Consider the following 26838-nt stretch of genomic DNA (forward strand, 5'->3'; position numbering starts at 1 on the left):
CGCTAGAAGGCGCGCATCAATGAAATGAACGCGGAGGTCTGGCTGCCATCGCGGGTCATCGGGCTGTCTTTCACCGCATCGCCGAACCACTGGTTGGCGACCACGCCGGTGGCACGCCATTTGCTGCCCAGCGGCGTGCTGACCGCGATCTGCAGGCTGGGCGAGGTGGCGCTGCCTGGGCGGTAAGCGGCCAGGCCCGAACGCAGGGCTTCTTCGTCGGAAATGCCGTAGTAGTAGTCCAGCAGGCGCGCACTGGAATGCACCACGCCCACCCGCGGCACCCAGGTGAAGCGGCCGGCCTGGATCGGGTAGCTGTAGTGCAGGTTCGATTCCATGCCGCCGCCGTGGCCGCTGACTTCGCGCTGCACGCTGGCACCCACGATGCCCCAATCCGCCTTGTACTCGGCATTGACACCAGCCATGGCCGACATCTGCCGGCTGTGCAGGCGGCGCAGCTGCGCATCGTCCACATCGTCGGTCTTGAAGCGCAGCGTGTAAGGCGTGACCACCGCCGATACCCGCAGGCCATCGGCCTTGTACAGGTGCATGCCCAGCGAGCCGGGGCTGGCGAAGAAGCGCTTGCCCTGCCATGCCAGCGCCGGCACCACCAGCGGCTTGTCATCGTAGTGCGCGTACGCACCGGTGGTCGCACCGATGGTGATGCCGGCCTGCACGCCCGGTGCGGCCTCCTGGTCCTGGGCGCTTGCCAGCAGCGGCGTGGAGAGAGCGACGGTGCACAGCAGGGGGCGCAGCAGGGCAGGGGAACGCAGGGACATCGAGGGACGACTTGGCAGGGAACAAGCCCCCATGCTGCGCCGCCAACATTGTCGGAACATTGCGCGGCCGGTGGACACGACGCGCACGTCGCAGTGCCGCCGCAGGCACTATCATCGGCAGCGATTTCCGCCACCGAGCTTCCGATGCGCATCCTTCTGGTCGAAGACGATCCCGATCTGTCCCGTGCCCTGCAGAGCGGGCTGGAGCGGCAGGGCGTGGTCGCCGACGTGGTCGGCAGCCTGGCCGAGGCGGCACTGGCCCTGCGCGAACCGGTGCACCAGCTGCTGCTGCTGGACCGGCAGCTGCCCGATGGCGATGGCGTGGCCTTCGTCGCCACCGCCCGCGCGCTGCGACCCAATCTGCCGGTGATCATGCTGACCGCCAAGGGCGCGCTGTCGGACAAGGTGGAAGGGCTGGACGTGGGTGCCGATGATTACCTGGTCAAGCCGGTCGCCATCGAAGAACTGATGGCGCGCATCCGCGCGGTATCGCGGCGGCCGACGGCCATGGTGACTCCGCGCCTGGCGCTGGGCCGGCTGGCATTCGACTTCGAATCGCTGCAGGCCGAGGTCGATGGCCAGCTGCTGGCCCTGCCGCGGCGCCAGGTGCTGGTGCTGCAGGCACTGGCCATGCGCCAGGGGCGCACCGTCACCCGCAGCGCGCTGGAAGCGGCGGTGTACGGCTTCGATGACGAGATCCAGTCCAATGCGCTGGACGCGCATATCTCCAAGCTGCGCAAGGCGCTGCAGCAGGCCGGGGCGGGCGTGGAAATCCACGTCATCCGCGGCGTCGGCTATCTGCTGGCGGAGGTCTGAGATGGCCCGGCAGATCCGTTCGATCACCCTGGGCCTGGCCTGGCGGCTGTTCCTGGCGCAGGCCTTCACCGTGCTGTTCGCGGTGGCCGCGCTGATCATCACCTGGGGTGACAAGGACACCTGGGGCATGGACATGTTCATGGCCGAGGACGTGGCCGATGCGCTGCGCAGCGTGGACGGTCGCCTGCAGGTGGATGAAGCCCGCTGGCAGAAGGTCGATGCGCGCGCCGGCGGCAACCTGTGGTTCGCTGCGGTGGATGACCGCGGCGCGTGGCTGGAGCGTGGCAAGGTGCCCAGCGTGCATGCGCCGTTGCTGGCACGCCTGCCGACACTGGGCGCGACCGAACTGGGTTCGCTGGTGCCGCCCTACCTGGATGTGGCGCGGGTGATGATCCGCTACGACGAAGGCCGGCGCATCACCGTGATGGTTGGCGGCGCGCCCAAGGGAGGCCTGGTCGACGGCGCGCTGATGGTGCTGCGGCTGATCGGGCTGTGGTTCTTCCTGCCGCTGATCGTGGTCACCCTGCTGGTGATGCCCACGGTGATCCACCGCGCCATGCGCGGCGTGCGTCGTTCCGCGCAGCAGGCCAAGGAACTGGATGTGGGCCAGCCCGGCGCGCGGCTGGATGCGCAGCTGGTGTCCACCGAAATCGCACCGCTGGTCGAAGCGTTCAACGATGCCATCGACAAGGTGCAGCAGGGCTACGCCGCGCGTGACAAATTCCTGGCCGATGCCGCCCACGAACTGCGCGTGCCGATCGCGGTGGTGCAGGCGCGTCTTTCGCAGCTGCCGCAGGGTGAACTGAAATCGCAGCTGCTGACCGATGTGGCGCGCCTGGGCAATGTCGCCGAACATCTGCTGGACCTGCAGCGGCTGGATCGCAATACCACCGCACTGCAGCGGCTGGACCTGGCGCACCTGGTGCGGGAAGCGGCGGCCGAGCTGGCACCGCTGGTGGTGGGTGCCGGCTATGGCTTCGAAGTGGATGCGCCCGACGCCCCGGTGTGGATCCAGGGCGACGGGCTGGCGCTGGGCCGGGTGATCGCCAACCTGGTGCACAACGCCATCGTGCACGGCGGCGGTCGCGGCACCATCTGCGTGCGGGTGGATCCGCAGGGCCTGCTGGACGTCAGTGACCAGGGCGCCGGTGTGCCGGTGGGCGATCGCGAAGCGATCTTCGAACCGTTCCATCGCCTGCGAGCGGCCGGCAACGGCAGTGGCCTGGGCCTGCACCTGGTGAAGGAGATCGTGCAGCACCATGGCGGCAGCGTGAGCGTGGGGGAGGCACCGGGCGGCGGCGCGCGGTTCCGGGTGAACTTCCACCGCGGGTCGTCACGCCGAAGCGAACGCTGACGGCGCAGCACGGCGTCGGCTGATGGCCGTTGCGGGCCGCAAGCCTGCAGGCTGGGGGCATGGCCGCGACCGTGCCCCTGTCTGCCTGCCTTGGCCCCGGCTGCGCCGCCGCGCTGGTGCTGGGGGTGCTGGCCTGTAGTGCTGCGCCGGTCTTGCTGCCGATGTGGCTGGGCGTGCTGCTGGTGGTGGTGGCGTTGCCGGGCTGGCTGCTGCGCTGGCGCGGCCGGGTGGTGGCGGCCGCCGTGTTCGGTCTCGGCTGGGCAACCTGCCATGGCCATGCAGCGCTGCAGCAGCAGTGGCCGCCAGGTGCTGCGGCGCAGGTGGTGCAGGTGCGCGGTCGGGTGGTCGATCTGCCGACCCATGCCCGCGACCACACCCGCTTTACGCTGCAGGTCGCGCACGCCGATGGCCTGCCTGCGCTGCGTGGCCGTCGGCTGCAGGTGCGCTGGTCTGCGCTGAAAGGGGCCGAGGCGCGCAACGGCGGCGCTGCCGCGGAGCAGCGCCATGCCGTGCGCGCCGGCGCGCAGTGGCAGCTGGCGTTGCGGATACGGGCGCCGCGTTCGCGCATCAATCCCGGCGGCTTCGACGGTGAGCGCCATGCACTGCTGCAGGGGCTCGCGGGCAGCGCCAGCGTGCAGCAGCAGCGGCAACCCCGGCTGCTGCGGCCGGCCCACGGCCTGCTGGCATGGCGCGAATCCTGCAGCGATGCCATTGCCACCCAGGTCGGGCGCCCCTCGGCGCGCTTCGTGCAGGCGCTGGCGCTGGGCGATACCCGCGGGCTGACCGATTCCGACTGGGAGCACCTGCGTGCCCTGGGCCTGACCCACCTCATTGCGATATCCGGCTTCCATGTGGGGCTGGTGGCCGGCTTCGGTGCGTTGCTGTGTGCAATGTCGTGGCGGCTGTGGGCGCCGCTGGCGGTCCATGTGTCACGCCCGCAGGCGGCCGCCCTCGCGGCGGCGCTGGCGGCGGGCGGCTACACGCTGTTGGCCGGTGCCGAGCTGCCGACGGTGCGCACGGCCCTGATGATTGCGGTGGTGGCGCTGGCCCGGGTGGCGCGGCGGGCGGTATCGGTGCCGCAATGCCTGGCCCTGGCCGCGCTGCTGATGGTGCTGCCGGCACCGTTGTCGATCCTGTCGGCCGGCTTCTGGCTCAGTTTCGGAGGCGTCCTGTGGCTGTTGTGGTGCCTGCCGCAGCAACGCCCGCATGGGCTGTGGCAGCACGTGCGCACCGCGCTGGCGGGGCAGGGCGTGGCCAGCGTCGCGCTGCTGCCGCTGGCGGTCGCGCTGTTCGGCGGAACCGCGCGCTGGGGGCCCCTGCTGAACCTGCCGATCATTCCCTGGTGGAGTCTGGTGGTGGTGCCGGTCGCGCTGGCCGGTACCGCGCTGCACGCCGTGCATGACGGCGCGGGGCGCTGGCCGTGGCGGGCGGCGGCGTGGTTGTTCGAACTCAGCTGGCAGGCGTTGCAGCCGCTGGCGGCGCAGCCACAGGCCATGTGGTGGCTGGCCGAAGCGCCACGCTGGGCACTGCCGGCGGCGGTGGCGGGCGTGTTCTGGTGGCTGCTGCCGCGCGGCAGTGGCGGCCTGCTGGCCGGTGGGCTGTTGTGCCTGCCCCTGCTCTGGCCAGCGGCGCCGGCGCCGCGCCACGGCGAGGTTGAGCTGCTGGTGCACGATGTGGGGCAGGGTGCCGCGGTCCTGGTGAGAACGGCCACCCATGCGCTGTGGTACGACGCCGGGCCGCCCGGCGGCGCCGACGCAGCGGAGCGGGTGTTGATGCCGGCCGTGCGCGCGCTGGGGCAGGCACCGCCACGGCTCCTTCTGCTCAGCCACGATCACCTGGATCACGCCGGCGGGCTGCCGGCACTGCGCCGGCAGGTGCCGGAGCTGCAGGTGCTGGCCCCGCCGGGGCAGGCGCCGCCCGGCGCCCGTGCTCTCTGCCGGCAAGGCCTGCGCTGGCAGTGGGACGGGGTCGATTTCCAGGTGCTGCACCCCGGCCGCACCGCGGTCGCGGACGGCAACGAAGCCAGCTGCGTGCTGCGCATTGCCGGCGCCCACGGGGCCGTGCTGTTGCCGGGCGATATCGGCCGCAGCGCCGAAGAGCGGCTGGTACATGAGCGCCCGGACCGCCTGCGGGCCGACGTGGTGCTGGTGCCGCACCACGGCAGTGGCGGCAGCTCCAGCCCGGCCTGGGTGGCGGCGGTGCAGCCCCGGCTGGCGCTGGTCTCGGCCGGGCACCAGAACCGCTTTGGCCACCCGAAACGTGACGTAGTGCAGCGCTGGCGCGCAGCGGGCGCCGAAGTGCTGGTCACCGCCGACACCGGCGCGATCCGCGTATGGCTTGGCGCACAAGGCCTGCAGGTGCGCGAACAGCGGGTCCATGCGGCCCGGTGGTGGGATGCCGCTGGGCGGGCACGGTCGGCTGCTATCCTATCGTCGATCGAACAAGCGGCCGATGGGCCGGAGGGTTGAAACGTGTGGGAACTGGTCAAGGCCGGTGGCTGGCCGATGGTGCCGCTGCTGCTGTTGGGCGTACTGGCTTTGGCAATCGTCCTGGAGCGTTTCTGGTCCCTGCGGCGTAACGAGGTGCTGCCGCCTGGCCTGGGCCAGGAGGTGCGCAACTGGGCCGCACGCGGCAAGCTCGACCCGGCCCACCTGCAGACCCTGCGCGCCAACTCGCCGTTGGGCGCCCTGCTGGCGGCCGCGCTGGAAGCCCGCAACCGCCCGCGCGACCAGATCCGCGAGCGCATCGAAGACACCGGCCGTCACCTGGTGCATCGCATGGAACGTTTCCTCAATGCGCTGGGCACCATCGCCTCGGCCGGCCCGCTGCTGGGCCTGCTGGGTACCGTCATCGGCATGATCCAGATGTTCCTGGGCATCCTCGACCACGGCGTGGGCGATGTGAACCAGCTCGCCGGCGGTATCGGCAAGGCGCTGGTCTGTACCGCCACCGGCATGATCGTGGCCATTCCGGCGCTGATGTTCCATCGCTACTTCAAGGGCCGCATCCATGGCTACGTGGTGGAGATGGAGCAGGAGGCCAGCGCCCTGCTGGACACGCTGGATGGTCGCCCGGGGGTGATGAACCCGGCCCCGGTCGCGCGCGCCGCAGCGCCTGCCACGGCCAAGGCCTGATCGATGCGCATCGGCAACGACCGATCCCAGGATGAGCCGCACATCGACCTGGTGCCGCTGATCGACGTCATCCTGGTGCTGATCATCTTCTTCGTGGTCACCACCACCTTCGATGCGCGCTCGACCCTGCAGGTGCAGCTGCCGACGGCCAGCGACCAGCAGAACCCCGAACCGCCGCGTTCGCTGAGCGTGCTGATCAACGCCGAAGGCCGTTACTTCATCAACGACCAGGAAGTGCTGCGCAGCGACGTTGAATCGGTCAAGCAGACCATCGCCGCCGTCGCCGGCAGCGACCGCCAGCAGACCGTGCTGCTGCGCGCCGACGCGCGTACTCCCTACCAGGCCGTGGTCACCGCGCAGGATGCGCTGGGCCAGCTTGGCTTCCGCCGTATCGCAATCGCAACAGCGCCAGAGGTGCGTCCATGAGTTCCAAACACGCGCCAGTGTGGCCGATCTACAAACGCCTGCTCGGCTATACCCGGGCCTATTGGGTGTTCATGGTGGCCGCGGTCATCGCCATGGTGGTCGAAGCCCTGGCCGGCTATCACTTCACCAAGCTGATGGAGCCGCTGGTCAACCGTGGCTTCGTCAACCCCGAGCCGCGCATGGCGGTCATCCTGCCGCTGACCATCCTCGGCCTGTTCCTGATGCGCAGCCTGGCCACCTGGGTGAGCGATTACACGCTGGCCAAGACCGGCCGCAGCGTGGTGCGCGACCTGCGTGAGCAGGTGCTGCACAAGTACCTGCACCTGCCGTCGTCGCACTTCGACAACGAAGCCACGCCGGTGATGGTCAGCCGCCTGAACTTCGATACCGAGCAGGTCACCCAGGCCAGCGCCGATGCGCTGAAGACCGTGGTGGCCGATACCCTCACCATCATCGCCATGCTGGTGGTGATGCTGCAGATGAGCGTGAAGGTGACCCTGGCGATGCTGCTGGTGGTGCCGTTGATCGGTGCCATCGTGTCCTATGTCGGCAAGCGCTACCGGCGCATCAGCCGTGGCATCCAGGATGGCATGGGCACCATGGCGCAGACCGCCGAACAGTCGCTGGCCGCGCAGCAGGAAGTGAAGGTGCACGGCACCCAGCAGCACGAGATGACCCGCTATTCGCGCCTGGCCAACCGCATGCTGGCGCTGAACATGAAGGTGGAAGTGACCCGTGCGGCCGCCTCCAGCGTGGTCCAGTTCCTGGCCGCGCTGGCGCTGGCGGTGATCGTCTGGGTGTCCACCCGCGAAGCCCTGGCCGGCAAGCTCAACGCGGGTCAGTTCATGGGCCTGATGACCTCGATGATGGCCATCATTCCTTCGCTGCGCCGGTTGACCAGCGTGCAGACGTCGATCTCGCGTGGCGTGGCCGCGGCCGAACGCCTGTTCGGCATCATCGACATGCCGGTGGAGCGTGATACCGGCACCACCCGCGTGCAGCGCGTGCGTGGCGAACTGTCGTTCGACCACGTGATGCTGCGCTACCGCGAAGACAGCGGCATCGCCCTGGACGACATCAGCTTCGTGGCCAGGCCGGGGACGGTGACCGCCATCGTCGGCCGGTCCGGCAGCGGCAAGACCAGCCTGATCCGGCTGGTGCCGCGCTTCTACGAGCCCAGCGGCGGCGTCATCGCGCTCGACGGGGTGCCGCTGGACGAGTACCCGCTGTCCGACCTGCGCCGGCAGGTGGCCATGGTCGGGCAGAAGGTCATGCTGTTCGATGACACCATCGCCGCCAACATCGCCTATGGCATGGATGCGACCGACGAACAGATCCGGGCCGCGGCCGAAGCGGCCAATGCCTGGGAGTTCATCGCGCGCATGCCGCAGCAGCTGCAGACGCCGGTAGGCGAGAACGGCGCGCTGCTGTCCGGCGGCCAGCGCCAGCGCCTGGCGATTGCCCGCGCGATCCTGCGTGATGCCCCGATCCTGATCCTGGATGAGGCGACCGCGGCGCTGGACAACGAATCCGAACGCCTGGTGCAGGATGCGCTGCAGCGCCTGATGCCCGAGCGCACCACGCTGGTGATCGCGCACCGCCTGTCCACCATCGAACATGCCGACCAGGTGCTGGTGATGGATCATGGCCGTATCGTCGAACGCGGCACCCACCAGGAACTGCTGGCCATGGGCGGGTTGTACCAGCACCTGCACAGCATGCAGTTCCGCGACAGGCAGGACTGATGGCTGCAAAGGGCACCCAGACCCCCGCGTACTGGTACGACGGCAGCCCGGTGCCGTGGCCGATGCGCCTGCTGGCACCGGTCTACGCCGGCATTGCCGGCCTGCGTCGGCAGCTGTACCGCCGTGGCTGGCGCAAGCGCCATGCGCTGCCGGTCCCCGTCATCGTGGTCGGCAACATCACCGCGGGCGGCACCGGCAAGACGCCGCTGACGATCGAACTGGTCAACCGCCTGCGCGAGGCCGGCTGGAAGCCGGGCGTGGCCAGCCGTGGCTATGGCCGCGAAGACGCCGGCACGGCGCGCTGGGTGGACGCCGATACGTCCACCGCACTGGGCGGTGACGAACCGGTGCTGATCGCCTGGAAAACCGGCGTTCCCGTGCGCGTGGACAGCGACCGCGTGGCCGCGGGCAAGGCGCTGGTGGACGCCGGCTGCAACGTGATCGTCTGTGACGACGGCCTGCAGCATTACCGGTTGGCACGTGACATCGAGATCGAAGTCGTGGACGCACAGCGCCGCTATGGCAACGGCCGGATGATCCCGGCCGGGCCGTTGCGCGAGCCGGTCAGCCGGGCCGAGCACTGCGATTTCCGCGTGGTCAACCTGGGCCAGGCCGATGCAGCCGCGGCCGCGCAGGCCTGTGGGTTCGGCCAGTGGCCGATGGCCCTGCAGATCGACAGCGCGCAGCCGCTGCCGGGCGGGCGCAGCCGTCCGCTGTCCTCGTTTGCCGGGCAGCGTGTGCACGCGGTGGCCGGCATCGCCCATCCGCAGCGCTTCTTCGACATGCTGCGCGCGCGCGGCATCGGCGTGGTGCCGCACGCATTCGCCGACCACCAGGTCTACCAGCCGCAGGACCTGTCCTTCGGCAGCCAGTTGCCGGTACTGATGACCGAGAAGGACGCGGTGAAGTGCCGTGCCTTCGGCAACGACTGGCACTTTGCGGTGCCGCTGCGCGCCGATCTGCCTGCGGCGTTCTGGGTGGCCCTGACCGATCGCCTGGACAAGCTGCGCCCGAACTGAGCGGCCGCCGGGCACTTGCATCTGCGCGTTGCCGGCCGCATTCCTGCTGTATCGCGCCTGCCGAGTACTGCCCGCATGAATGATTTCGTCGTTGCCATTCCCGCCCGCTATGCCGCGTCGCGGCTGCCCGGCAAGCCGCTGCGGCTGCTGGGCGGCGAACCGCTGGTGCTGCACGTCGCGCACCGCGCGCTGCAGGCCGGTGCGCGCGAGGTCTGGGTCGCCACCGATGACACCCGCATTGCCGACGCGCTTGCCGGGCTGGGTGAGGTGAAGGTGGCGATGACCGCCAGCTGCCACGCCTCCGGTACCGACCGCCTGGCCGAGTGCGCGCGCATTGCCGGCTGGGCCGATGACACGGTGGTGGTCAACCTGCAGGGCGACGAACCATTTGCGCCGGCCGCGGGCATCCGCGCGGTGGCCCAGGCGCTGGTTGAAGGCGATGCGCCGATGTCGACCCTGGCCACGGCCGTGGAAGACGCCCATACCCTGTTCGATCCGAATGTGGTGAAGCTGGTGCGCAACGTGCGTAACGAAGCGTTGTACTTCAGCCGCGCACCCATCGCCTGGCATCGCGACGGCTTCGCGCGCAACCGCGACGTACTGCCGGAAGGCCATCGCTGGCTGCGCCATATCGGCATCTATGGCTACCGCGCCGGTTTCCTGCAGCAGTTCGCGGCGATGCCGCCGGGCCAGCTGGAACAGGTGGAAGCGCTGGAGCAGCTGCGTGTGCTGGAGGCCGGCCATGCGATCAGCGTGGCGATCTCGCCCGAAGCGTTCCCGCCGGGCATCGACACACCCGAAGACCTGGAACGCGCCGAGGCACGCCTGCAGGCCATGGGCGGCCGATGAAGCTGCTGCTGGTCTGCCTGGGCAACATCTGCCGCTCGCCGATGGCCGAAGGGGCGCTGCGCGCGCGACTGCAGGCCTCGCCCCTGGCGGAGCGGGTGCAGGTGGATTCGGCCGGTACGGGCGACTGGCATGTTGGCGAGCCGCCGGATCGACGTGCGATTGCCTGCGCCGCACGGCATGGCGTGGACATCAGCGGCCTGCGCGCACGCCAGCTGCAGGCCGCCGATTTCGACCGCTTTGATTGGGTGCTGTGCGCCGATGAGGCCAATCTGCGCGACGCCGGGCGCCTGGCGGATGCACAGGGCAGGGACCGTCTGGCGCTGTACCTGCCGTGGGCCGGGCTGCGCGGCGGCGCCATTCCCGACCCTTACACCGGCGGCCAGGATCACTTCGAGCAGGTCTGGACGATGGTGGATGACGCGGCAAAATCTGTCGTGGCACGACTGTTGAATGACGCCGACTCCGGCATAATCGAGCCATGAACGTCCAGCCCGTCCCGGACCTGCCGGAATTCGCCACGTGGCTCAACGCCGCGCCCTGCACCCTGACCGAACTGCGCGGTCGGCCGGTCGCGCTGTTGTTCGTCAACGCTGCCTCGGCGTGGAGTGCGCAGCGCCTGGCTGAGTTCGGCCAATGGCTGTCGCGCAACCCCGGCAAGCTGCAGCCGCTGGTGCTGCAGGTGCCGCGCTTCGATTTCGAGCGTGAAGCACCTGCCGCGTTGAAGCTGCTGCGTCGACAGGGGCTGGTGATGCCGGCCCTGCTGGACGCCGACTGGGACGGTTGGCGCCGCTTCGGCGTGACCGCGTGGCCGACCCTGGTGCTGCTGGACGCGCAGGGGCGCGAGCAGCAACGGCTGGTGGGCATGGGCGCGCCGGGCGAGCTGGAGCGGGCGCTCAATGCGCTGTGCGAAGGCGCGCCCGCCGCGCCGCCGCGGGGTGGCAGCGAACTGCAGCCTGAGCCACGACACCCGTTGCGCTTCCCGTTGGGGCTGGCGGTCAGCCAGGAGCGGCTGTACATCGCCGACAGCGGCCACCACCGCATCCTCGAATGCAGCCATGGCGGGCGCGTGCTGCGCCAGTTCGGCCTGGGCACCGCCGATTTCATGGACGGCAACCTGGCCGAGGCGGCCTTCCACCGCCCGCAGGGCCTGGCCCTGGAGCGCGATTCACTCTACGTGGCCGACACCGGCAACCACGCCGTGCGCCGCATCAACCTGATGACCGGCCAGGTCGACACGGTGTGTGGCAACGGCCGCCCCGGCGCCCCGGTGGAGGGGCCCGTGGCGCAGGCCCGCCAGGTCTCACTGGACCACCCGGTGGGGCTGGCCATCGCCGACAACCAGTTGCATATCGCCATGGCCGGCGACAACCGACTGTGGAGCTTCCACCTTGGCCTGCGCAGCCTGCAGTGGCGCGCCGGCAGCGGTGCCATCGACGAGCGCGATGGCAGCGGCCATCTGGCGGCATTTGCCCAGCCCACGGCGGTGGCGGTGGTGCAGCAGGTGCTGTACGTGGCCGACGCGCTGGGCTCATCGATCCGGGCGCTGCAGCTGCGCGGTGACCTGGTGCAGACCCTGATCGGCCAGGGCGCCTGGCGCTTCGGCGACGACGATGGCCCGCGCGCGCAGGCCAGCCTGCAGTTCCCGCAGGCGATCGCGCTGAGCCCCGATGCGCCGCTGCTGTGGATTGCCGATACCGGCAACGGCCGCCTGCGCACGCTGCGCCTGGGCGGCGGCGAACTGGTGACCCAGCCGCTGCCGCGCCGCCTGCAGGGCCCGGCCGGGCTGGCGGTGGGCGCCGGCGCAGTGTGGATTGCCGAAACCGACGGCCACGCCGTGCTGCGCTTCGATCCCGACAGCGGCGTGCTGAGCGAAGTGCCGATCAGCGAATGAGTTCCGCGCCTGCCCCGGCCTTCGACGGCAAGGCCTTCGCGGGCCAGTTGAGTACTGCGCCCGGCGTCTACCGCATGTACGCCGCCGACGACACGCTGCTGTACGTGGGCAAGGCGCGCGCGCTGCGCAACCGCGTCGGCAGCTACTTCAACGGCAGCCCGAAGAATGCGCGCATCATGTCGATGCTGTCGCAGATCGCGCGCATGGACGTGACGGTCACGCGGTCGGAAGCCGAAGCGCTGCTGCTGGAAAACCAGCTGATCAAATCGCTGTCGCCGCGCTACAACGTGTCCCTGCGCGACGACAAGACCTATCCGCACGTGCTGCTGACCCGCGAAGACTGGCCGCGCATCGCCCTGCATCGCGGCCCGCGCGCCATTCCCGGGCGCTATTTCGGCCCGTACCCCGGCGTCACCGCGGTGCGCGAAACGCTGAACCTGATGCACAAGCTGTTCAAGCTGCGCAGCTGCGAAGACAGCGTGTTCCGCAACCGCTCCCGGCCCTGCCTGCAGTACCAGATTGGTCGCTGCAGCGCGCCGTGCGTGGACCTGGTGCCGGCCAACGAATACGCCGAATCGGTGCGTCGCGCGGCGCTGTTCCTGGAAGGCAAGAGCGATGAGCTGACCCGCGAACTGGGGGAACAGATGCAGCAGGCCAGCGAGGCGCTGGAGTTCGAACAGGCCGCGCGCCTGCGCGATCTGATCGCCTCGCTGCGCAGCATGCAGACCCGCCAGTACGTGGACGGCCGCGCTGCCGACCTGGACGTGCTGGCCGTGGCCATGCAGGGCTCGCAGGCCTGCGTGCTGCTGCTGGCGTTCCGTGATGGCCGCAACCTGGGCACGCGCCCGTTCTTCCCGCGCACCAACGGCGAAGAGAGCCCGGAAGAAGTGCTGGCCGCCTTCGTGTCGCAGTACTACATCGAGTTCGAACCGCCGCGCGAGATCCTGCTCGACCGCGAGATTCCCGATGCCGATCTGCTGGTGGCGGCGCTGTCGGCCTCGGCCGAGCGTAAGGTGCAGTTGAAGTGGAACGTGCGCGGCGAGCGCGCCGGCTATGTCGAGCTGGCCAGCCGCAATGCGCAGCTGACCCTGGCCACCGAGCTCAACAGCCGCAATGCGCAGCATGCGCGCAGCGATGCCCTGCGTGAAATGCTGGGCCTGGCCGAACCGGTCAAGCGGGTGGAGTGCTTCGATATCAGCCACACCATGGGCGAGGCGACCGTGGCCTCGTGCGTGGTGTTCGATGCAGCCGGCCCGGTGCGCGCGCAGTACCGCCGCTTCAACATCAGCGGCATCGAACCGGGCGATGACTACGCCGCCATGCACCAGGCCATCGACCGCCGTTTCCGCCGCGCGGTGGAAGAGCAGGGGGTGCTGCCGGATGTGCTGCTGATCGACGGCGGTGCCGGCCAGCTGGCGCAGGCGCAGGCCGCGCTGGCCGACCTGGGCGTGGAAGGGGTGCTGCTGGTGGGCGTGGCCAAGGGCGTTGAGCGCCGCGCCGGCCACGAAGCGCTGGTGATGCCCGATGGCCGCGAGCTGCGCCCCGGTGCGGCCAATCCCGCCCTGCAGTTCATCCAGCAGGTGCGCGATGAGGCGCACCGGTTCGCCATCACCGGCCACCGTGGGCGGCGGCAGAAGGCGCGCATGACCAGCAAGCTGGAAGACATTCCCGGCATCGGTCCGCGCCGACGCGCCAGTCTGCTCAAGCATTTCGGCGGGCTGGTCGGGCTGAAAGCCGCCGGTGAAGCGGAAATCGCCAAGGTTGAAGGCATCAATGACGCCCTCGCGGCGCGCATCTACGCTAACCTGCACGGGTTGGCCACGCCGGACGCGGCCGAATAGAGAGAGAAGCAAGCCGCATGAAGTTGACCCTGCCCACCTGGCTGACGTTGCTGCGGATCGTGATGATCCCGGTGCTGGTGCTGGTGTTCTACCTGCCCTACACCTGGACCAACTTCGCGTCCGCGGCGATCTTCGGCCTGGCCGCGATCACCGACTGGCTGGACGGCTGGATCGCGCGCCGTTATGGCCTGGAATCGGCGTTCGGCGCCTTCCTCGATCCGGTGGCAGACAAGTTGATGGTGGCCGTGGCGCTGTTCCTGATCGTGCAGGGCCACCCCACGCCGTGGATGGCATTCTGGGCGGCGGTGATCGTCGGCCGCGAGATTGCCGTGTCGGCGCTGCGCGAGTGGATGGCCGAACTGGGGCAGCGCGCCAAGGTGCGGGTGGCGATGATCGGCAAGGTCAAGACCACCGCGCAGATGGTTGCGCTGCTGTGCCTGCTGTATTCGGTGGCGCCGAACGTGCCGGTGGAAGACATCTGGATGGGGCCGCCGGTGTTCCATATCGGTGATTGGACCCTGGCCATCGCCGCCGTGCTGACCCTGTGGTCGGGCCTGCAGTACCTGCACGCCGCATGGCCCAGCCTGCGCGAAGACGAGCGCGCCGCACGCGAGCGCTCGCGGCAGAAGAAGCTGGGCAACTGAGCCCCGGGGTCGGATCCCTTTCCGCAGGAAAGGGCTCTGACCCCACGGCTGCAGCCCCCATGCGTGGATACGCGATGCCGAATCCCGCTGAAATCCACCCGAAAAAATCGCTTGACGCCATTCACAGAACCGGTAGAATTTCGCCTCCCAAGCGGGAATAGCTCAGTTGGTAGAGCGCAACCTTGCCAAGGTTGAGGTCGCGAGTTCGAGTCTCGTTTCCCGCTCCAGATTCAAGAAAAACGCTCCCGGAAGGGGGCGTTTTTCGTTTGCGGCGGCGCTGCCGATGTTTGCGTGCCAGATGCAGAAAAACGCTTGACGTCCTGCGCAGAACAAGTATTATTTCGCCTCCCAAGCGGGAATAGCTCAGTTGGTAGAGCGCAACCTTGCCAAGGTTGAGGTCGCGAGTTCGAGTCTCGTTTCCCGCTCCAGATTCAAGAAGAACGCTCCCGCACGGGGGCGTTTTTCGTTTGCGCCCAGCGCCTGCCAACGGCCCTGCACAGCGTGACCACGCAGATGCCCAGCATCGCCAGCAGCAACGCCAGATCCAGCACCAGCAACCACAGCAGGTGCGCGCCTTGTACTGGTGGCTGATGCATGGCCCCGGCCGCCCACAACAGCGACCACGCCAGCACCGGCAGCAGTGCGATCAGCAACCGCCACCACAGGCCACGAAACAGCCAGGGGCGGGCGATCACGACAAGCAGCGCCAATACCCCCGCACCGGACAATGCGAACCACGCCACCGCAGTGGCGGGATAGGGCAGGGTCGCACCGTCTTCCAGATGGCGCAGCTGCCAGTAGTCGGGCGTGTAGCCGGCCGAGATCAGCATGGCCAGCAGGACCAGCCAGAGCAGGCTGGCCAGCAGTGTGGTGAACAGGACGGGACGTGTGAACATGCGTGCGTGAAGACTGTTGACGGCGTGAAGGAATTTGGACACAATAGCGCTCCTTCGACGCAGGTCGAACGGAATCTGCGGGAATAGCTCAGTTGGTAGAGCGCAACCTTGCCAAGGTTGAGGTCGCGAGTTCGAGTCTCGTTTCCCGCTCCAGATTCGATGAGGCCCCCACAAGGGGCCTTGTTTTTCTCCCACCCTGGCGGGGCGGGGCGCGTTGGGCCGCAAGGCTTTTCGCGCAGTCAGAAAAGTGAAAACAAGCGTCAAATCGCTGGTGTGGTTCCCGGTCTTCCGGTATCATCACGGCTTACGCGGGAATAGCTCAGTTGGTAGAGCGCAACCTTGCCAAGGTTGAGGTCGCGAGTTCGAGTCTCGTTTCCCGCTCCATGTTCCGACAGAGCCCCATCACGGGGTTTTGTCATATCAGGGCCACCCCCTGGTAGCGGTACGTTGGCCTCATGGCAGAGTGGCTATGCACCGGATTGCAAATCCGTTTACAGCGGTTCGATTCCGCTTGAGGCCTCCAGATGAAAAGCCCTGACTACGGTCCGGGCTTTTTTTTTGCGTCGCGCATGTTTACCGCTCGCAGCAGTGTGTCGCACCGCTCAGTGCCGCCGCACCACTGCGGCGTACACTGAACCGATGAATTCGATCGACAACTTCCGCGGCGCGCTGCTGGGCCTTGCCTGCGGTGATGCCGTTGGCACCACCGTGGAATTCAAGCCGCGCGGCAGCTTCACGCCCCTCACCGACATGGTGGGCGGCGGTCCGTTCAACCTGCAGCGCGGGCAATGGACCGACGACACGTCCATGGCCATGTGCCTGGCCGAAAGCCTGCTGCGCTGTAATGACTTCGATGCACGCGACCAGATGAACCGCTATGCGAACTGGTATCGGCACGGCTACTGGAGCGCCACCGGCGAATGCTTCGATATCGGCATGGCCACGCGTTCGGCGCTCGATCAGTTCCTGCTGACCGGTCAGCCGCTGGCCGGCAACGACGATCCGCGCAGTGCCGGCAATGGTTCGATCATGCGCCTGGCACCGGTGGTGCTGCGCTACGCCGGCCTGCCGGAACTCACGGCCATGGCCGAACTGAGCTCGCGCACCACCCACGCTGCGCGCGAATGCCTGGATGCGTGCCGCCTGTTCGCGGTCGCGCTGCAGCGGGCACTGGCCGGTGCCAGCAAGGCGCAGGTGCTGGATTTGCGCGACGTGGTCGTGGAAAGCGAGCGCCTGCGTGACATCGCCGCCGGTGGCTACCGCCCGCGCAGTCGCGGGCAGATCCGTGGCAGCGGTTACGTGGTGGACAGTCTGGAAGCGGCGTTGTGGTGCTTCGCGCAGCACGATGATTTCGCTGCGGTGGTGCTGGAAGCCGCCAATCTGGGGGACGACGCCGACACCACCGCTGCAGTGGCGGGGCAGCTTGCCGGTGCCTTCCACGGCATGGCCGGCATTCCGCCGCAGTGGCTGCAGTGGCTGGCGCTGCGCGCGCAGATCCAGGCGCTGGCCGATGGTCTGTTCCAGCGCAACGTCGTGGCGCACGCCGCAACAGTGTGATCGGGCTGCATCGTTCACATTTGGCGCTGGCCCGCTGCCGGCGTAGCGTAGCGGCGTTGGGCCACGCGGCCCGTGGACAGGAGGTCTGCCATGCACGCGATGTTGAAGGTCGTTCTGGGTATTGCACTGCTGGCGGCCGCACCCTGGGCGTCGGCGCAGGTGTACAAGTGCAAGGGCGCGTCCGGCGAAACGGTCTATTCGCAGGACCCCTGCGGCAAGGGTGCAGAATCGGTGAAGCTGCGTTCGAACCGCGCGGCCACTGAAACCGCCGGTGAAGCGGCCAATCGCTCGGCGGTGTATCGCACCACGGAGCTGACGGATGCCGGTATTGCCGAGCGCAACTGCCTGCAGAGCGAGCAGTCACGCATCTACGGCCCGTTGGACGCCCGCTCGCAGGCGGTCAGCCGCCAGGTCGCCGATCTGAATCGCCAATTGGCCGCCACCAGCGACAGCCTGGCCGGTGCCACCGCCGATGCCGGTATCCGCGCGCAGATCTCCAGCCTGCAGCAGTCGCTCAGCGCCGAACGGAGTGCCGCCGATGGGCAGATGTCGGCCGCACGCGACCGCTGTTCGGCCGCGCGCCGCGACCGCGAGAAGGAAGTCCACGACAAGTACAGCCAGCCCACCAGCGCCGCCCGCTGAGCCCGCGGGCGCCGGCCCAGTCTCAAACCGCCAAGACATGCCAAGGCGCTATGGTCGGGGTCCAGGTAGTCAGGAGCGGCGATGGCAGGCAAGCACATGAACACCGAAGGGCACCGCGCGGGGGACTGCGCATGAAGCAGCCGATTGCCGATGTCCGCTGGCTCACGTTCCGGCTGAAGAACGGGCAGTCGATCGGGCCCGACCAGTTGAAGGATGGCTGGGTGACGGCCGCGGGAACCCGCCACTGCGGGGTGCGGCGCGAACGCAACGAAGGCCACGGCACCGTCTATGCGCTGTACGCGCCGGCAGACCTGGCATCGCCGCGCACCGCTGAACTGCGCATGCGCGATTTCCTGATGCGGTCCGGCTACATCTTCACCATGGGGACGCTGGGCGGCTGAGTACTGCGGGAATCACGGCCGCACGGTCAGCACCTGGCCGATGCTGCCGATCGGGCCGTGCATGTCGTGCAGCACGGTACTGGTCAGACCGATGCCCTGTGGTCCGAACGATACCGACGTATCGAAGCCCAGCCACTCGCCCTGCGGCAGCGCGAACAGATGCGCGGTCAGGTCCAGGTTGGGGAAGGCAATGTCCTTCGGGTCGGCGCGCACGGCCATGCCGTTGGACAGGTCGAACAGGGTGGCCGCGCGCGCCAGCGCACTCACCGGCTCGTCGGCCAGCAGCGGCTGTAGTGCCCGTGCCCAGTACTGCGCGCGGCCGGGCCCGTGGTCCAGGCGGCGGACCTGCACGTTCTGGATGAAACCGCCCGGCCACACGCTGGCCGGATCCCACGCCGGCATGGTCTCGGCCGAGGGCAGGGGCGCGATCGGCGTTCCGGCGATGGCACCGGTCGCGTTCGGGCGCAGCAGCCAGGCGCGCGCGCGCAGTGCGGCCCGACCGTCGTGCAGCAGCGTGGCTTCCACCAGTTCGATGGTGCGACCGCCACGCAGGACTTCGACGCGCGCGTCCATCGCGTCGATCGGAATCGTGCCCAGGATGTCGTAGGACAGGCGCCCGATCACGAAGCCATGTTCGCGCGCGGCGGCATCGCGCTCGATGTGGTGGGCCAGCAGGCCGATCGCCGGTGCGATGTGCTGTTCGTGGATGTTCCACGCGCCGCTGGTGTGGGCGGTGGGCAGGTAGCGGGTATCACTCAGTCGTTCGAAAAAGGACATCGCTACAGCAGCATGAGGAAACGCTCTATCGTAGCGCGGCGCCTTCGCTGTGCAGGGCGGCGGGTACGACCGCGGCGCGCACGGTCTGCAGGGCCTGCAGCACCTGCGCATCGCTGAAGCCGCAGTGGCCTTCCCCTGCTGCCGGCAACTGCCGCAGTCGCGCAGTCGCCCCGGCGCGCGTTGCCAACTGCGGATACACCGCCTGCATGTGCGGCACGATGGTCGGATCGCCTGTGTTGAACTGCAGTGCCACCGGTCGTTGCAGCGCGCCGGTCAGGGCCAGCGGTCCGCGCACGTAGCGCTGTGCGGCAGGCGCGGCACGCACGCGTGCGACGCCGGCATTGAATGCGGGGTCATCGCCGAAGCCGCTGTAGCGCACCGCGACGTTGCCCACCGGCATGCCGCCGGCACGTTCGATCAGCTCGTGCAGCACCAGCGCATGCAGGCTGATCGTGCCCGCCAGCGCGTCTGGCTGCACCTGCAGGCGTGTGGCCAACAACGCGGCGGCGTCCGCATCGCCCTGCAACGCGGTGGCGATGCCCTGGTACAGCGTCGCCTGCGGCAGGGCCGCGGTCTCGGCAGCCAGCAATCCGCCATGCGGCAGGCCCTCGGCTTGGCGGAAGAAATAGTCGAACGCGACGAGGGTGGTCAGCAGATCGCTGGCCAGTACCTCGCCGGGCAGGTTGGCGCCGCACAGCGCCACGCCGCCGTCGTAGCCCTGCGGCGTGCGTTCAAGGGTGGCCAGGGTCACCGCGCCGCCCATGGAAAAGCCCAGCAGCCAGGTGTGCCGCAGGCCCGGCAACTGCGCCAGCACCTGGCGGCGCAGACGTTCGGTATCGGCGATGGCATCGGCAACGGCCCAGCCCTGCGAGGCATAGGCACTCTGCGCTACGGCAAACCCCGCGCCGGTCAGAGCCGCGGTGGCGTCATTGGCGGCCATCGGTGTTGGCCGCGCTACCCCCTTGGGCTCATAGCCGTGGGCGAGCATCACCAGCTCGCCGTTCCAGCCGGCAGGAACGTCCAGCCGCCAGGGGGCGCCCTGCAGTACGCCGTCCAAAGTGCGCCCGGTGCCTGCGGTCGCGCCGTCGGCGCAGGCCACGCGCTGCATCGGGAAGTCGATGGCCCTGCCGGGTTCGTCACGGGCGATGTCGATGCGTGCCAGCAGGTGCTGCGCGTCCACGCGCCGGTAGTGGATGCGCTGCGGAAAATCATTGTCGCGGTTCTCGAACACCGCGTTGTCTGCGTCCACCCGTGTGGCGATGAAGTCGGTTGCATCGCGGCCGTTGGGCAGGGCGGTGAATACCAGGCGCCCGTTGTCGTGCTGGCGCAGCTGCATGAATTCAAACCCCACCGTCTGCCCGTCGCGCAGGGTGCGGCTGCTGCCCAGCAGGGTGCCGCCGGCCAGGCTTGACCACTGCTCACCCGATCCGCTGGGCGCACCCTGCAGTTGCCAGCAGCCACTCAACCACTGCAGCTGGGTGATCGATGGCGGGTCTGCGGCCTGGCTGACGGTCGTGGCCAGCAGCAACGGCAGGCTGGCCAGCAGGGTCCGGATCGACATCGGTGCCTCCGTGCGTGATGGGGTGGTGCCTGTATAGCGCCGCCCCTGCGCGCGGACCAGTGCCCAGCGCGAACGGGCCGTTTCCGATACGATTTGTCGTATATAGCATCGCAATGCTTGATCCGGAGTCTGTCCATGGTCGATCGTCTTGCCATTCTGCTCGACCGCTTTGCGGTCACCGCCTCGGTCTTCCACGCCGGCGCGCTGTGCGGCATCAACAGCCTGCAGGGCGAGGATGAGCTGGGCCAGCTGCATCTGGTCCGGCGCGGGCCGCTGCAGGTCAGCCACGGTCAACAGACGTTGCAGATCGACGTGCCCAGCCTGCTGCTGTACCCGCGACCGATGCCGCATCGCTTCCACACCGACCCGCAGCAGGGGGCGGACATGGCCTGCGCCAACCTGTCCTTCGAGGGCGGGCGGTTGAACCCGATCAGTGCCGCGCTGCCTGATTTCCTGTGCATGCCGCTGGCCGATCTGCACGGCGGTGGCACCGCGCTGGAGCTGCTGTTCGAGGAGGCCTTCGAGCAGCGCTGCGGCCGCACGGCAATGGTCAACCGCTTGTTCGAGGTGGTGATGATCCAGGTGCTGCGCCAGCTGATGGAAGGCGGCGAGATGCGCGGTGGCCTGTTCGCCGGCCTGGGCCACCCGCGGCTGCGGCTTGCGCTGGTGGCGATGCACGAGGCACCGGCCCAGGCCTGGACGCTGGAAACCCTGGCCGACGTGGCCGGCATGTCGCGCAGCGTGTTCGCGGCCAGTTTCCGCGAGGCGATGGGCACCACGCCGGGCCACTACCTGCAGGGCTGGCGGGTGGGCCTTGCGCAGCAGGCGCTGCGCCAGGGGCGGCCGTTGAAGATCATTGCCGACGAAGTGGGCTACGGCAGCGAGGCGGCCCTGTCGCGCGCCTTCAAGGCACACACCGGGCAGTCGCCCCGCCAGTGGCGCGGGCAGGCGCGCGCGGCCTAGGCCTCAGCCCAGCAGCAGCCGGCTCAGTTTCATGCCGGCAAACAGGCCGGCCACGCCCAGTGCCACCGAGCCGCCCGCATACAGGGCGGCCAGGCCGTGCTGTCCACGCTGCAGCAGCAGGCCGATTTCCAGCGCATAGGTCGAAAACGTCGTATACCCGCCCAGCACGCCGGTGGCCAGCAGCAGCCGCAGCTGCGGCGATGCCCCGTGGCGCAGCGCGAAGGCCTCCACCACCACGCCCATCAGCACGGCGCCGCTCAGGTTCACCAGGAACGTGGACCAGGGCCAGCCGCTGCTGGCCGCCACCCGTGCGCCCAGCAGGTTGCACGCATGGCGCAGGCAGGCGCCGGCGCCGCCGCCCAGGAAAACCAGGAAATAATTGTTCATTGTCTGCATGGCAGGCCTCGTCTGTGCTGCACGGGTGCGGAGGCGTGGGCGATGGCGGGCACGGGCCTGCCATCAACGAACGCCGGTTCGTTGTACGGCAGGAGCCATCAGCCATCTGGCGGTTGTCGGGGAGCCCCATCCCCATCAACCCGCATGCTACCAGTGCCGATGGCGTCAGGGCAGCGAGGTCATCACCACCCGCGCCACCTTCGTGCGGTGCAGGCCTTCCATCAGCAGGTCGTGCGCCATCAGTTCCAGTGCGGCGCGGCGGCGGTAATCAACGGTCAGGCCGCGCTGCTCCAGCAGGCGCGCGACGATTTCGCAGGCCGTCTGCCAGACATCCAGATAGGCCTCGCTGGGCATGTACATGTAGGCCGTGCCGTGCTCGCCCACGCCCCGGCCTTCTGGGCCCAGCAGCAGTTCGCGCGGGTCAAGCTTCACCGCATCGGCAATGCGGAACAGCTGCTCGGCCTTCACATGGCCGGGTTTGACGTGGTCGTTGAGCCAGTTGCTGATCGTGGCCGTGGTGGTATCGGCGGCGCGGGCCAGGTCGGCCGGGCGGGGGTGCCCGGCGTCCTTCATGGCGGCGGCGAGTCGTTGTCCAAGAGTATTCATCTATGCAAGCCAGCTTAACGCGTGGATGCCGAAGAATCCTTGGCGCACCATCGGGCCGATTGATGAATGGAACAGCCCATGCCCGACTTCTGGAACAAACGACAGGTCCGCAACCGGCTCGGGTTCCGCACCGACGCGGAACTGGCCCGATTCTTTGGTGTCAGCCGTTCTGCGGTGTCCCAATGGCCCCGGGACTTCCCCATACCGCCGCTGCGCCGCTACATCCTGCAGCAGCGCTACCCGCATCTGTTCCCGGCCAACCGGAGCCCTGAGGGCGAAAGCGTCTGATTTGCGACATGGTATGGCGCGATTACCTCGGGCTGCAGAAAACGCTAAGTACGCTTAACAAAATAGGGAAATTCAATCGAACCGTGCCTTCTGATTGGCTGCCCAACCCATCGCGCGGGCGATCTGTCGCCAATGGACCGGTTGGCACACGCACGTCGCAGCATGAACCATTAATAATTTCAATCGAAAAACGTGCGGCTTGTAATTGACCTGTCGTGAAAATTGTGACTAATTGGCATCAGCCGGTTGTGAAGGCCGGGAGTGGCAGCAGCAGGATCACAAGTGGTCGTCCGTCACTGATGCAGAACAAGTCCAACGGAGGTCGTATGGAATACGGCATGCATGGCTTGGCTGAACGGGTACGCCGCGAACTGGAAGCCAGCTACCACAGACACGGATGCGGCCCCGCGTTCTGGGATACCTACCAGCAGGTGCTCAACCGGCTGGTACCGCAGGGCACCGCCCGCACCGAAGTGACCAACGAAATGGCGCTGATCATCGAGCAGCTCGGCATCGTCCGCCGCGCCCAGCTGGTGCCGCCGGACGCCGATCGCACGCGCTGATTCACAGCAACCGCCAGGCACCACATCCCAACAGCGCCAGCAGCATGGCCAGCAGCCCCAGGGTGCGTGGTCGCCACCAGCGTCGTGGCTGGCCTGCCATGGCCTGCGGGCTGCAGTAGCGCACCAGCGCGGCGCCGAAACCCGCGTTCTGCTGCTGCTCGGCACAGGCTTCCAGGCAGGCGCCACAGGCCAGGCAGTCAGCCTGGGGGCCGTGGCGGATGTCCAGTTGCATCGGGCAGGCGGCCACGCAGGCCGCGCAATCCAGGCAGTCGCCCAGGCGATCATCCGGGAAGGACGGCAGCGGCCCGGCCAGCAGCGGATGCGCGGCGCGGAATACGTAGTCCTGTGCCGTGGTCGGATCCAACACGCCGCGCCCCCGTTCCAGCACACCGCCCAGCCCGGCTGGACGCAGCCCGCGGGGTTCGCCGCGCGGCGCGTCGTACAGCATGCGCGGGGTATCGGGATCGGTCAGCAGCGGCTGCATCCGTGCGAACGGGCACAACGAACGACACACCTGTTCGCGCAGGAAGCCCGCGTTGCCCCAGGTGGCGGCCGCATAGAACAGCACCCAGAACGTCTCCCAGGCGCTCCAGCCGGCGTGCGGGGCGGCCGCCAGCAGCGCGCGGATCGGGCTGAACAGACCCACGAAGGTCAACCCGGTCCACAGCGACAACAGCAGCCACGCCGTCTGCGTGGCCGGAGCCGCAAGCGACGCCGGCAGGGCGCGCCTGGCCGCCCGCGCCAGCGTGTCGAAGGCCGCCGACCACAGCGTCTGCGGGCAGGCATGGCCACACCAGACCCGCCCGGCCAAGTGGGTCAACAGGGCCAACGCGACGGCCGCCACCGCCAGCAGGCCCAGCAGCACCCCCACGTCATCGGGCCACAGGGTCCAGCCAAACAGGTCGAAGCGGCGCGCGGCCAGATCCAGCAGCAGCGCTTGGCGCCCATTCCACTGCAGCCACGGCAGGGCGTAGAACAGCGCCAGCAGGCCCACCCGCAGGGGGCCGCGCCAGTGCCAGTGGCGGGAGCGGACGGGCGCGCTCATCCCAGCGGCAGCTCGTCGTCGTCCTCAGCCATGGGACGCAGCAGGTATCCGGTCACCGCACTGGCCAGCGCGGTGACCGACCAGAACATGAAAAAGCCCACGCTGTAGCCCAGTTCACGGCTGATGGGCGTGCCAGGAAAGCTGATGGCCTGCAGCCGCAGCGGGTCGACGAAGGCGAAGAAGATCACGCTGGCCAGGCCGGCGGCGACGAAGCTGGGCCACAGGATCGCGCCCCAGTGCTGGATCAACCGCTGGCGGCGGCTGGAATGCGGTGTGTTCATGTGCGTGCGGGCTCGGGGTGGTGGGCGCCGCGTATACTTCGCCGTGGCGGGCGCGGCATGCGCGGGGCGTGGGTCCTGCAAGCGCGTCAGCCTATGCGCGGTGCCCGGCGCCGACATTGATCTGGATCAACGGTGGCGGTGAAGGCTGGCACCACACTGCTGCAACGCTTCCGGTGCCCCTGCATGAACGCAATGTCCCCGCCTGAAATTCCCACTGCATCGCTGGAGCTGTGCAGCGAAGCCGAGGTGACCCGACTCGTGCACGATTTCTATGCGCGGGTGCGCCAGGAAGAGCGCCTGGGCCCGGTGTTCGGCGGGCACGTGCACGACTGGCCGGCACACCTGGAACAGCTGGTCGACTTCTGGTCGGCCATGCTGCGCGGCACGCGCCGTTTCAAGGGCTCGCCGATGTCCAAACACATGGCCATCGCCCTGGACAAGGATCTGTTCGACCGCTGGCTGGTGCTGTTCCGGCAGACCACGGCCGAATGCGGGAACCCGCCGATGCAGGCGCTGGCCGACGACGTGGCCGCGCGCATCGCCGATACCTTCTGGCGCCGCTACCAGATGCTGCGCTGGCCGCAGGTGGGCCTGCCGGTCCTGGGTGTTCCCGGCCGCGATTGATCTGGGTCAAGGCGTGCCGCCCGGGGCAGGGCGATGCTGGAGCCATGGACACGTTCTCTCCCGCCGCCGGCGGCCTGGCCTGGACCTTCGACCCCGACCTGCTGCGCCGGCATGACCGGCCCGGGCCGCGCTATACCTCGTACCCCACCGCGCCGCACTTCCACGACGGTTTCGATGCATCCGCCCTGCGCCAGGCCATCGCCGACAGCAACCCGCTGGCGCGCGCGCTGTCGCTGTACGTGCACGTGCCGTACTGCAGCAGCCCCTGCTTCTACTGCGGCTGCAACCGGATCATCACGCGTGACCGCAGCCGCGGCCACAGCTACGTGGCGCGCGTGCTGGCCGAGGCGGACCTGCTGGCGCCGCAGTTCGCCGACGGTCGCGAGGTGATCCAGCTGCACCTGGGCGGCGGCACCCCGAACTTCCTCGACGCCGAGGCCATGACCACGCTGGTGGAAGGGCTGCGCAGGCGCTTCGACTTCAGCGAATCGGCCCATCGCGATTTCTCCATCGAACTGGACCCGCGCTTCATCGATGTGGGCGACGTGGCCTTGCTGGCCCGGCTGGGCTTCAACCGCGCCAGCCTGGGCGTGCAGGATTTCGACCCGCAGGTGCAGGAATCGATCAACCGCGTGCAGGGCGTGCGGCAGACCCTGGACATCCTGCGGGCCTGCCGTGACAACGGCATGCGCTCGGTGAACGTGGACCTGATCTACGGCCTGCCTGGGCAGAGTCTGGAAGGCTTCGGGCGCACGTTGGAACTGGTGCTGGCACTGCGCCCGGATCGGCTGGCGGTGTACGGCTACGCGCATCTGCCGCATCTGTTCCGCGCGCAGCGGCAGATCGACGAAACCCGGTTGCCGTCGCCGGAGGACAAGCTGGCGTTGCTGGGCCTGGCGGTGGAGCGCCTGTCCGCTGCCGGCTACCAGTACATCGGCATGGACCACTTCGCCCTGCCCGAAGAAGACCTGTCGCGCGCCCAGCGTGCCGGGCAGCTGCACCGCAACTTCATGGGCTACACCACCCATGCCGATACCGATCTGCTGGGCCTGGGCGTGAGTGCGATCAGCCACGTGGGCGCCACCTACAGCCAGAATCCGCGCGAACTGACGGCGTGGGAAGCGGCCGTCGACCAGGGCCAGCTGCCGGTCTGGCGCGGCGTGGCCCTGAGTGCCGATGACCAGCTGCGCGCCGAATTGATCCAGCAGCTGATGTGCCAGGGCGAAGTGGATGGGGCAGTGCTGGGGCAGCGCCACGGTGTGGATTTCGAGCAGTACTTCGCCGAGGACCTGCAGGCCGTGCAGCGGCTGCAGGGCGACGGACTGGCCGAGTACCGCGATGGCGTGGTGCGCGCCACCGAGCCGGGCCGGCCACTGCTGCGGTTGCTGGCGATGTGTTTCGACCCGTACCTGCGCGCGCAGCAGCAACCGCGTTACTCGCGGGCGATCTGAGCCGCTGTTCGAGTCAGCGGCTTTGCAGCGGAGGTTGAATCAGAGAGGCCACTTCACCTTGAGGTCATCACCATCGATGCCGATCTCGATCAAGACCTTCCGGATGATGGGTTCCAGACTGTCCGGGTCGGGAGCTCCGTCAAACACAGGTCTGATAAGTGCGGACAGTTTCTCAGTCTCCTGCTCAGAGAGTTCGCGCTTGAAGTCGTTCCTGATAACCGCTGCGACCCGGTAGGCGTATTCTTCGCGTTGCACGGTTTCGCTCATGTTCGTTCCCCAGTTCCATGTCCAT

29 protein-coding genes, 5 tRNA genes, 1 pseudogene and 1 riboswitch are annotated in these 26838 nt (G+C 68.5%); of the genes and pseudogenes, 25 read left to right on the plus strand and 10 right to left on the minus strand.

Going from position 1 to position 26838, the window contains the following annotated elements; genetic code table 11:
- Window positions 1-2: 2 nt before the first annotated feature.
- Window positions 3-776: a MipA/OmpV family protein gene (locus C1932_RS07185; protein WP_108761692.1), complete on the minus strand. Its 774-nt coding sequence runs from the start codon at window positions 774-776 to the stop codon at window positions 3-5.
- 144 nt (window positions 777-920) lie between these two features.
- Here C1932_RS07185 and C1932_RS07190 point away from each other — a divergent pair, with 144 nt between their 5' ends.
- From C1932_RS07190 to C1932_RS07255, 14 genes are all read left to right on the plus strand, one after another.
- A complete protein-coding gene (locus C1932_RS07190) occupies window positions 921-1592 on the plus strand; it encodes a response regulator transcription factor (RefSeq protein WP_108761693.1) in 672 nt (223 codons plus the stop codon).
- A gap of 1 nt (window position 1593) precedes the next feature.
- Window positions 1594-2946, plus strand: coding sequence for a HAMP domain-containing sensor histidine kinase (locus C1932_RS07195; protein ID WP_108761694.1), 1353 nt, complete (start codon window positions 1594-1596; stop codon window positions 2944-2946).
- A gap of 59 nt (window positions 2947-3005) precedes the next feature.
- Complete coding sequence (locus C1932_RS07200) at window positions 3006-5414, plus strand: DNA internalization-related competence protein ComEC/Rec2 (protein ID WP_108761695.1); 2409 nt, start codon at window positions 3006-3008, stop codon at window positions 5412-5414.
- Window positions 5415-5417: 3 nt separating this feature from the next.
- Complete coding sequence (locus tag C1932_RS07205) at window positions 5418-6080, plus strand: MotA/TolQ/ExbB proton channel family protein (RefSeq protein ID WP_108749182.1); 663 nt, start codon at window positions 5418-5420, stop codon at window positions 6078-6080.
- 3 nt (window positions 6081-6083) lie between these two features.
- The gene (locus tag C1932_RS07210) at window positions 6084-6506 is read left to right on the plus strand and encodes a biopolymer transporter ExbD (RefSeq protein WP_108749183.1); all 423 of its coding nucleotides are present in this window, start codon (window positions 6084-6086) and stop codon (window positions 6504-6506) included.
- Window positions 6503-8251, plus strand: a complete 1749-nt coding sequence (msbA, locus tag C1932_RS07215; RefSeq protein ID WP_108749184.1) for a lipid A export permease/ATP-binding protein MsbA — start codon at window positions 6503-6505, stop codon at window positions 8249-8251. The genes C1932_RS07210 and msbA overlap by 4 nt, the downstream gene beginning before the upstream one ends.
- Complete coding sequence (gene lpxK / locus C1932_RS07220) at window positions 8251-9270, plus strand: tetraacyldisaccharide 4'-kinase (RefSeq protein ID WP_108761696.1); 1020 nt, start codon at window positions 8251-8253, stop codon at window positions 9268-9270. Before msbA ends, lpxK begins: the two co-directional genes overlap by 1 nt.
- A gap of 75 nt (window positions 9271-9345) precedes the next feature.
- Window positions 9346-10119, plus strand: a complete 774-nt coding sequence (gene kdsB / locus C1932_RS07225; protein ID WP_108761697.1) for a 3-deoxy-manno-octulosonate cytidylyltransferase — start codon at window positions 9346-9348, stop codon at window positions 10117-10119.
- Window positions 10116-10601: a low molecular weight protein-tyrosine-phosphatase gene (locus tag C1932_RS07230; RefSeq protein WP_108761698.1), complete on the plus strand. Its 486-nt coding sequence runs from the start codon at window positions 10116-10118 to the stop codon at window positions 10599-10601. Before kdsB ends, C1932_RS07230 begins: the two co-directional genes overlap by 4 nt.
- Window positions 10598-12010 (plus strand): hypothetical protein, encoded by a 1413-nt coding sequence (locus C1932_RS07235; protein WP_108761699.1) that lies wholly within the window; start codon window positions 10598-10600, stop codon window positions 12008-12010. The genes C1932_RS07230 and C1932_RS07235 overlap by 4 nt, the downstream gene beginning before the upstream one ends.
- Window positions 12007-13851 (plus strand): excinuclease ABC subunit UvrC, encoded by a 1845-nt coding sequence (gene uvrC, locus C1932_RS07240; RefSeq protein WP_108761700.1) that lies wholly within the window; start codon window positions 12007-12009, stop codon window positions 13849-13851. The genes C1932_RS07235 and uvrC overlap by 4 nt, the downstream gene beginning before the upstream one ends.
- Before the next feature lie 17 nt (window positions 13852-13868).
- On the plus strand, window positions 13869-14495 hold the full coding sequence (gene pgsA / locus C1932_RS07245; protein WP_108752707.1) for a CDP-diacylglycerol--glycerol-3-phosphate 3-phosphatidyltransferase: 627 nt from the start codon (window positions 13869-13871) through the stop codon (window positions 14493-14495).
- A gap of 151 nt (window positions 14496-14646) precedes the next feature.
- Window positions 14647-14722: transfer RNA gene (locus C1932_RS07250), tRNA-Gly, on the plus strand.
- 125 nt (window positions 14723-14847) lie between these two features.
- Window positions 14848-14923 (plus strand) — tRNA-Gly (locus tag C1932_RS07255).
- 3 nt (window positions 14924-14926) lie between these two features.
- Here the strand turns inward: C1932_RS07255 and C1932_RS07260 are convergent.
- Window positions 14927-15433, minus strand: a complete 507-nt coding sequence (locus tag C1932_RS07260; RefSeq protein ID WP_159094509.1) for a hypothetical protein — start codon at window positions 15431-15433, stop codon at window positions 14927-14929.
- Window positions 15434-15468: 35 nt separating this feature from the next.
- Here C1932_RS07260 and C1932_RS07265 point away from each other — a divergent pair.
- From C1932_RS07265 to C1932_RS07290, 6 genes are all read left to right on the plus strand, one after another.
- Window positions 15469-15544, plus strand: a tRNA-Gly gene (locus tag C1932_RS07265).
- A 155-nt stretch (window positions 15545-15699) separates the two neighbouring features.
- Window positions 15700-15775, plus strand: a tRNA-Gly gene (locus C1932_RS07270).
- A 65-nt stretch (window positions 15776-15840) separates the two neighbouring features.
- A tRNA-Cys gene (locus C1932_RS07275) sits at window positions 15841-15914 on the plus strand.
- 116 nt (window positions 15915-16030) lie between these two features.
- Window positions 16031-16948 (plus strand): ADP-ribosylglycohydrolase family protein, encoded by a 918-nt coding sequence (locus tag C1932_RS07280; RefSeq protein WP_108761702.1) that lies wholly within the window; start codon window positions 16031-16033, stop codon window positions 16946-16948.
- A gap of 90 nt (window positions 16949-17038) precedes the next feature.
- Window positions 17039-17590: a DUF4124 domain-containing protein gene (locus tag C1932_RS07285; protein WP_234412321.1), complete on the plus strand. Its 552-nt coding sequence runs from the start codon at window positions 17039-17041 to the stop codon at window positions 17588-17590.
- Window positions 17591-17721: 131 nt separating this feature from the next.
- Window positions 17722-17991 carry a hypothetical protein gene (locus C1932_RS07290; RefSeq protein WP_108749195.1) on the plus strand — a complete coding sequence of 90 codons (270 nt, stop codon included), beginning with the start codon at window positions 17722-17724 and terminating at the stop codon, window positions 17989-17991.
- 12 nt (window positions 17992-18003) lie between these two features.
- On the opposite strand, the gene C1932_RS07295 is transcribed toward C1932_RS07290, so the two are convergent.
- From C1932_RS07295 to C1932_RS20145, 3 genes and pseudogenes are all read right to left on the minus strand, one after another.
- Window positions 18004-18768, minus strand: coding sequence for a thioesterase family protein (locus tag C1932_RS07295; protein ID WP_108761703.1), 765 nt, complete (start codon window positions 18766-18768; stop codon window positions 18004-18006).
- A 25-nt stretch (window positions 18769-18793) separates the two neighbouring features.
- Window positions 18794-19876: an alpha/beta hydrolase gene (locus tag C1932_RS07300; RefSeq protein WP_234412373.1), complete on the minus strand. Its 1083-nt coding sequence runs from the start codon at window positions 19874-19876 to the stop codon at window positions 18794-18796.
- 51 nt (window positions 19877-19927) lie between these two features.
- Window positions 19928-20584 (minus strand): annotated as a pseudogene (locus tag C1932_RS20145) (DUF6265 family protein); the annotation flags it as partial.
- Here C1932_RS20145 and C1932_RS07310 point away from each other — a divergent pair.
- A complete protein-coding gene (locus C1932_RS07310; protein WP_108761704.1) occupies window positions 20465-21292 on the plus strand; it encodes an AraC family transcriptional regulator in 828 nt (275 codons plus the stop codon). The pseudogene C1932_RS20145 and the gene C1932_RS07310 sit on opposite strands and share 120 nt — an antisense overlap.
- 3 nt (window positions 21293-21295) lie before the next feature.
- On the opposite strand, the gene crcB is transcribed toward C1932_RS07310, so the two are convergent.
- Both crcB and C1932_RS07320 read right to left on the minus strand, forming a co-directional pair.
- Window positions 21296-21688: a fluoride efflux transporter CrcB gene (crcB, locus tag C1932_RS07315; RefSeq protein ID WP_108752712.1), complete on the minus strand. Its 393-nt coding sequence runs from the start codon at window positions 21686-21688 to the stop codon at window positions 21296-21298.
- 82 nt (window positions 21689-21770) lie between these two features.
- A riboswitch (Fluoride riboswitch) is annotated at window positions 21771-21831 on the minus strand.
- A 22-nt stretch (window positions 21832-21853) separates the two neighbouring features.
- Window positions 21854-22294 carry a helix-turn-helix domain-containing protein gene (locus C1932_RS07320; protein WP_233614986.1) on the minus strand — a complete coding sequence of 147 codons (441 nt, stop codon included), beginning with the start codon at window positions 22292-22294 and terminating at the stop codon, window positions 21854-21856.
- Window positions 22295-22372: 78 nt separating this feature from the next.
- Between C1932_RS07320 and C1932_RS07325 the strand changes: the two genes are divergently transcribed.
- Window positions 22373-22582: a hypothetical protein gene (locus C1932_RS07325; protein ID WP_108763379.1), complete on the plus strand. Its 210-nt coding sequence runs from the start codon at window positions 22373-22375 to the stop codon at window positions 22580-22582.
- Between the two features lie 326 nt (window positions 22583-22908).
- Window positions 22909-23145 (plus strand): hypothetical protein, encoded by a 237-nt coding sequence (locus tag C1932_RS07330; protein ID WP_108749200.1) that lies wholly within the window; start codon window positions 22909-22911, stop codon window positions 23143-23145.
- Between the two features lies 1 nt (window position 23146).
- Here C1932_RS07330 and C1932_RS07335 read toward each other — a convergent pair whose 3' ends face one another.
- Entirely contained in the window at window positions 23147-24190 is a 1044-nt protein-coding gene (locus C1932_RS07335) for a 4Fe-4S dicluster domain-containing protein (protein WP_108761705.1), read from the minus strand.
- Window positions 24187-24471, minus strand: a complete 285-nt coding sequence (locus C1932_RS07340) for a hypothetical protein (protein ID WP_108752715.1) — start codon at window positions 24469-24471, stop codon at window positions 24187-24189. Before C1932_RS07340 ends, C1932_RS07335 begins: the two co-directional genes overlap by 4 nt.
- A 183-nt stretch (window positions 24472-24654) precedes the next feature.
- Between C1932_RS07340 and C1932_RS07345 the strand changes: the two genes are divergently transcribed.
- Together C1932_RS07345 and hemN are read left to right on the plus strand one after the other, a co-directional pair.
- Window positions 24655-25095: a group III truncated hemoglobin gene (locus tag C1932_RS07345; RefSeq protein WP_108761706.1), complete on the plus strand. Its 441-nt coding sequence runs from the start codon at window positions 24655-24657 to the stop codon at window positions 25093-25095.
- A 44-nt stretch (window positions 25096-25139) separates the two neighbouring features.
- Window positions 25140-26546 (plus strand): oxygen-independent coproporphyrinogen III oxidase, encoded by a 1407-nt coding sequence (gene hemN / locus C1932_RS07350; RefSeq protein ID WP_108761707.1) that lies wholly within the window; start codon window positions 25140-25142, stop codon window positions 26544-26546.
- Between the two features lie 39 nt (window positions 26547-26585).
- Here hemN and C1932_RS07355 read toward each other — a convergent pair whose 3' ends face one another.
- The gene (locus tag C1932_RS07355; RefSeq protein WP_108761708.1) at window positions 26586-26813 is read right to left on the minus strand and encodes a hypothetical protein; all 228 of its coding nucleotides are present in this window, start codon (window positions 26811-26813) and stop codon (window positions 26586-26588) included.
- Window positions 26814-26838 lie beyond the last annotated feature (25 nt).

Origin of the sequence: Stenotrophomonas sp. YAU14D1_LEIMI4_1, assembly GCF_003086815.1 — a bacterium.
Lineage (GTDB): Bacteria > Pseudomonadota > Gammaproteobacteria > Xanthomonadales > Xanthomonadaceae > Stenotrophomonas.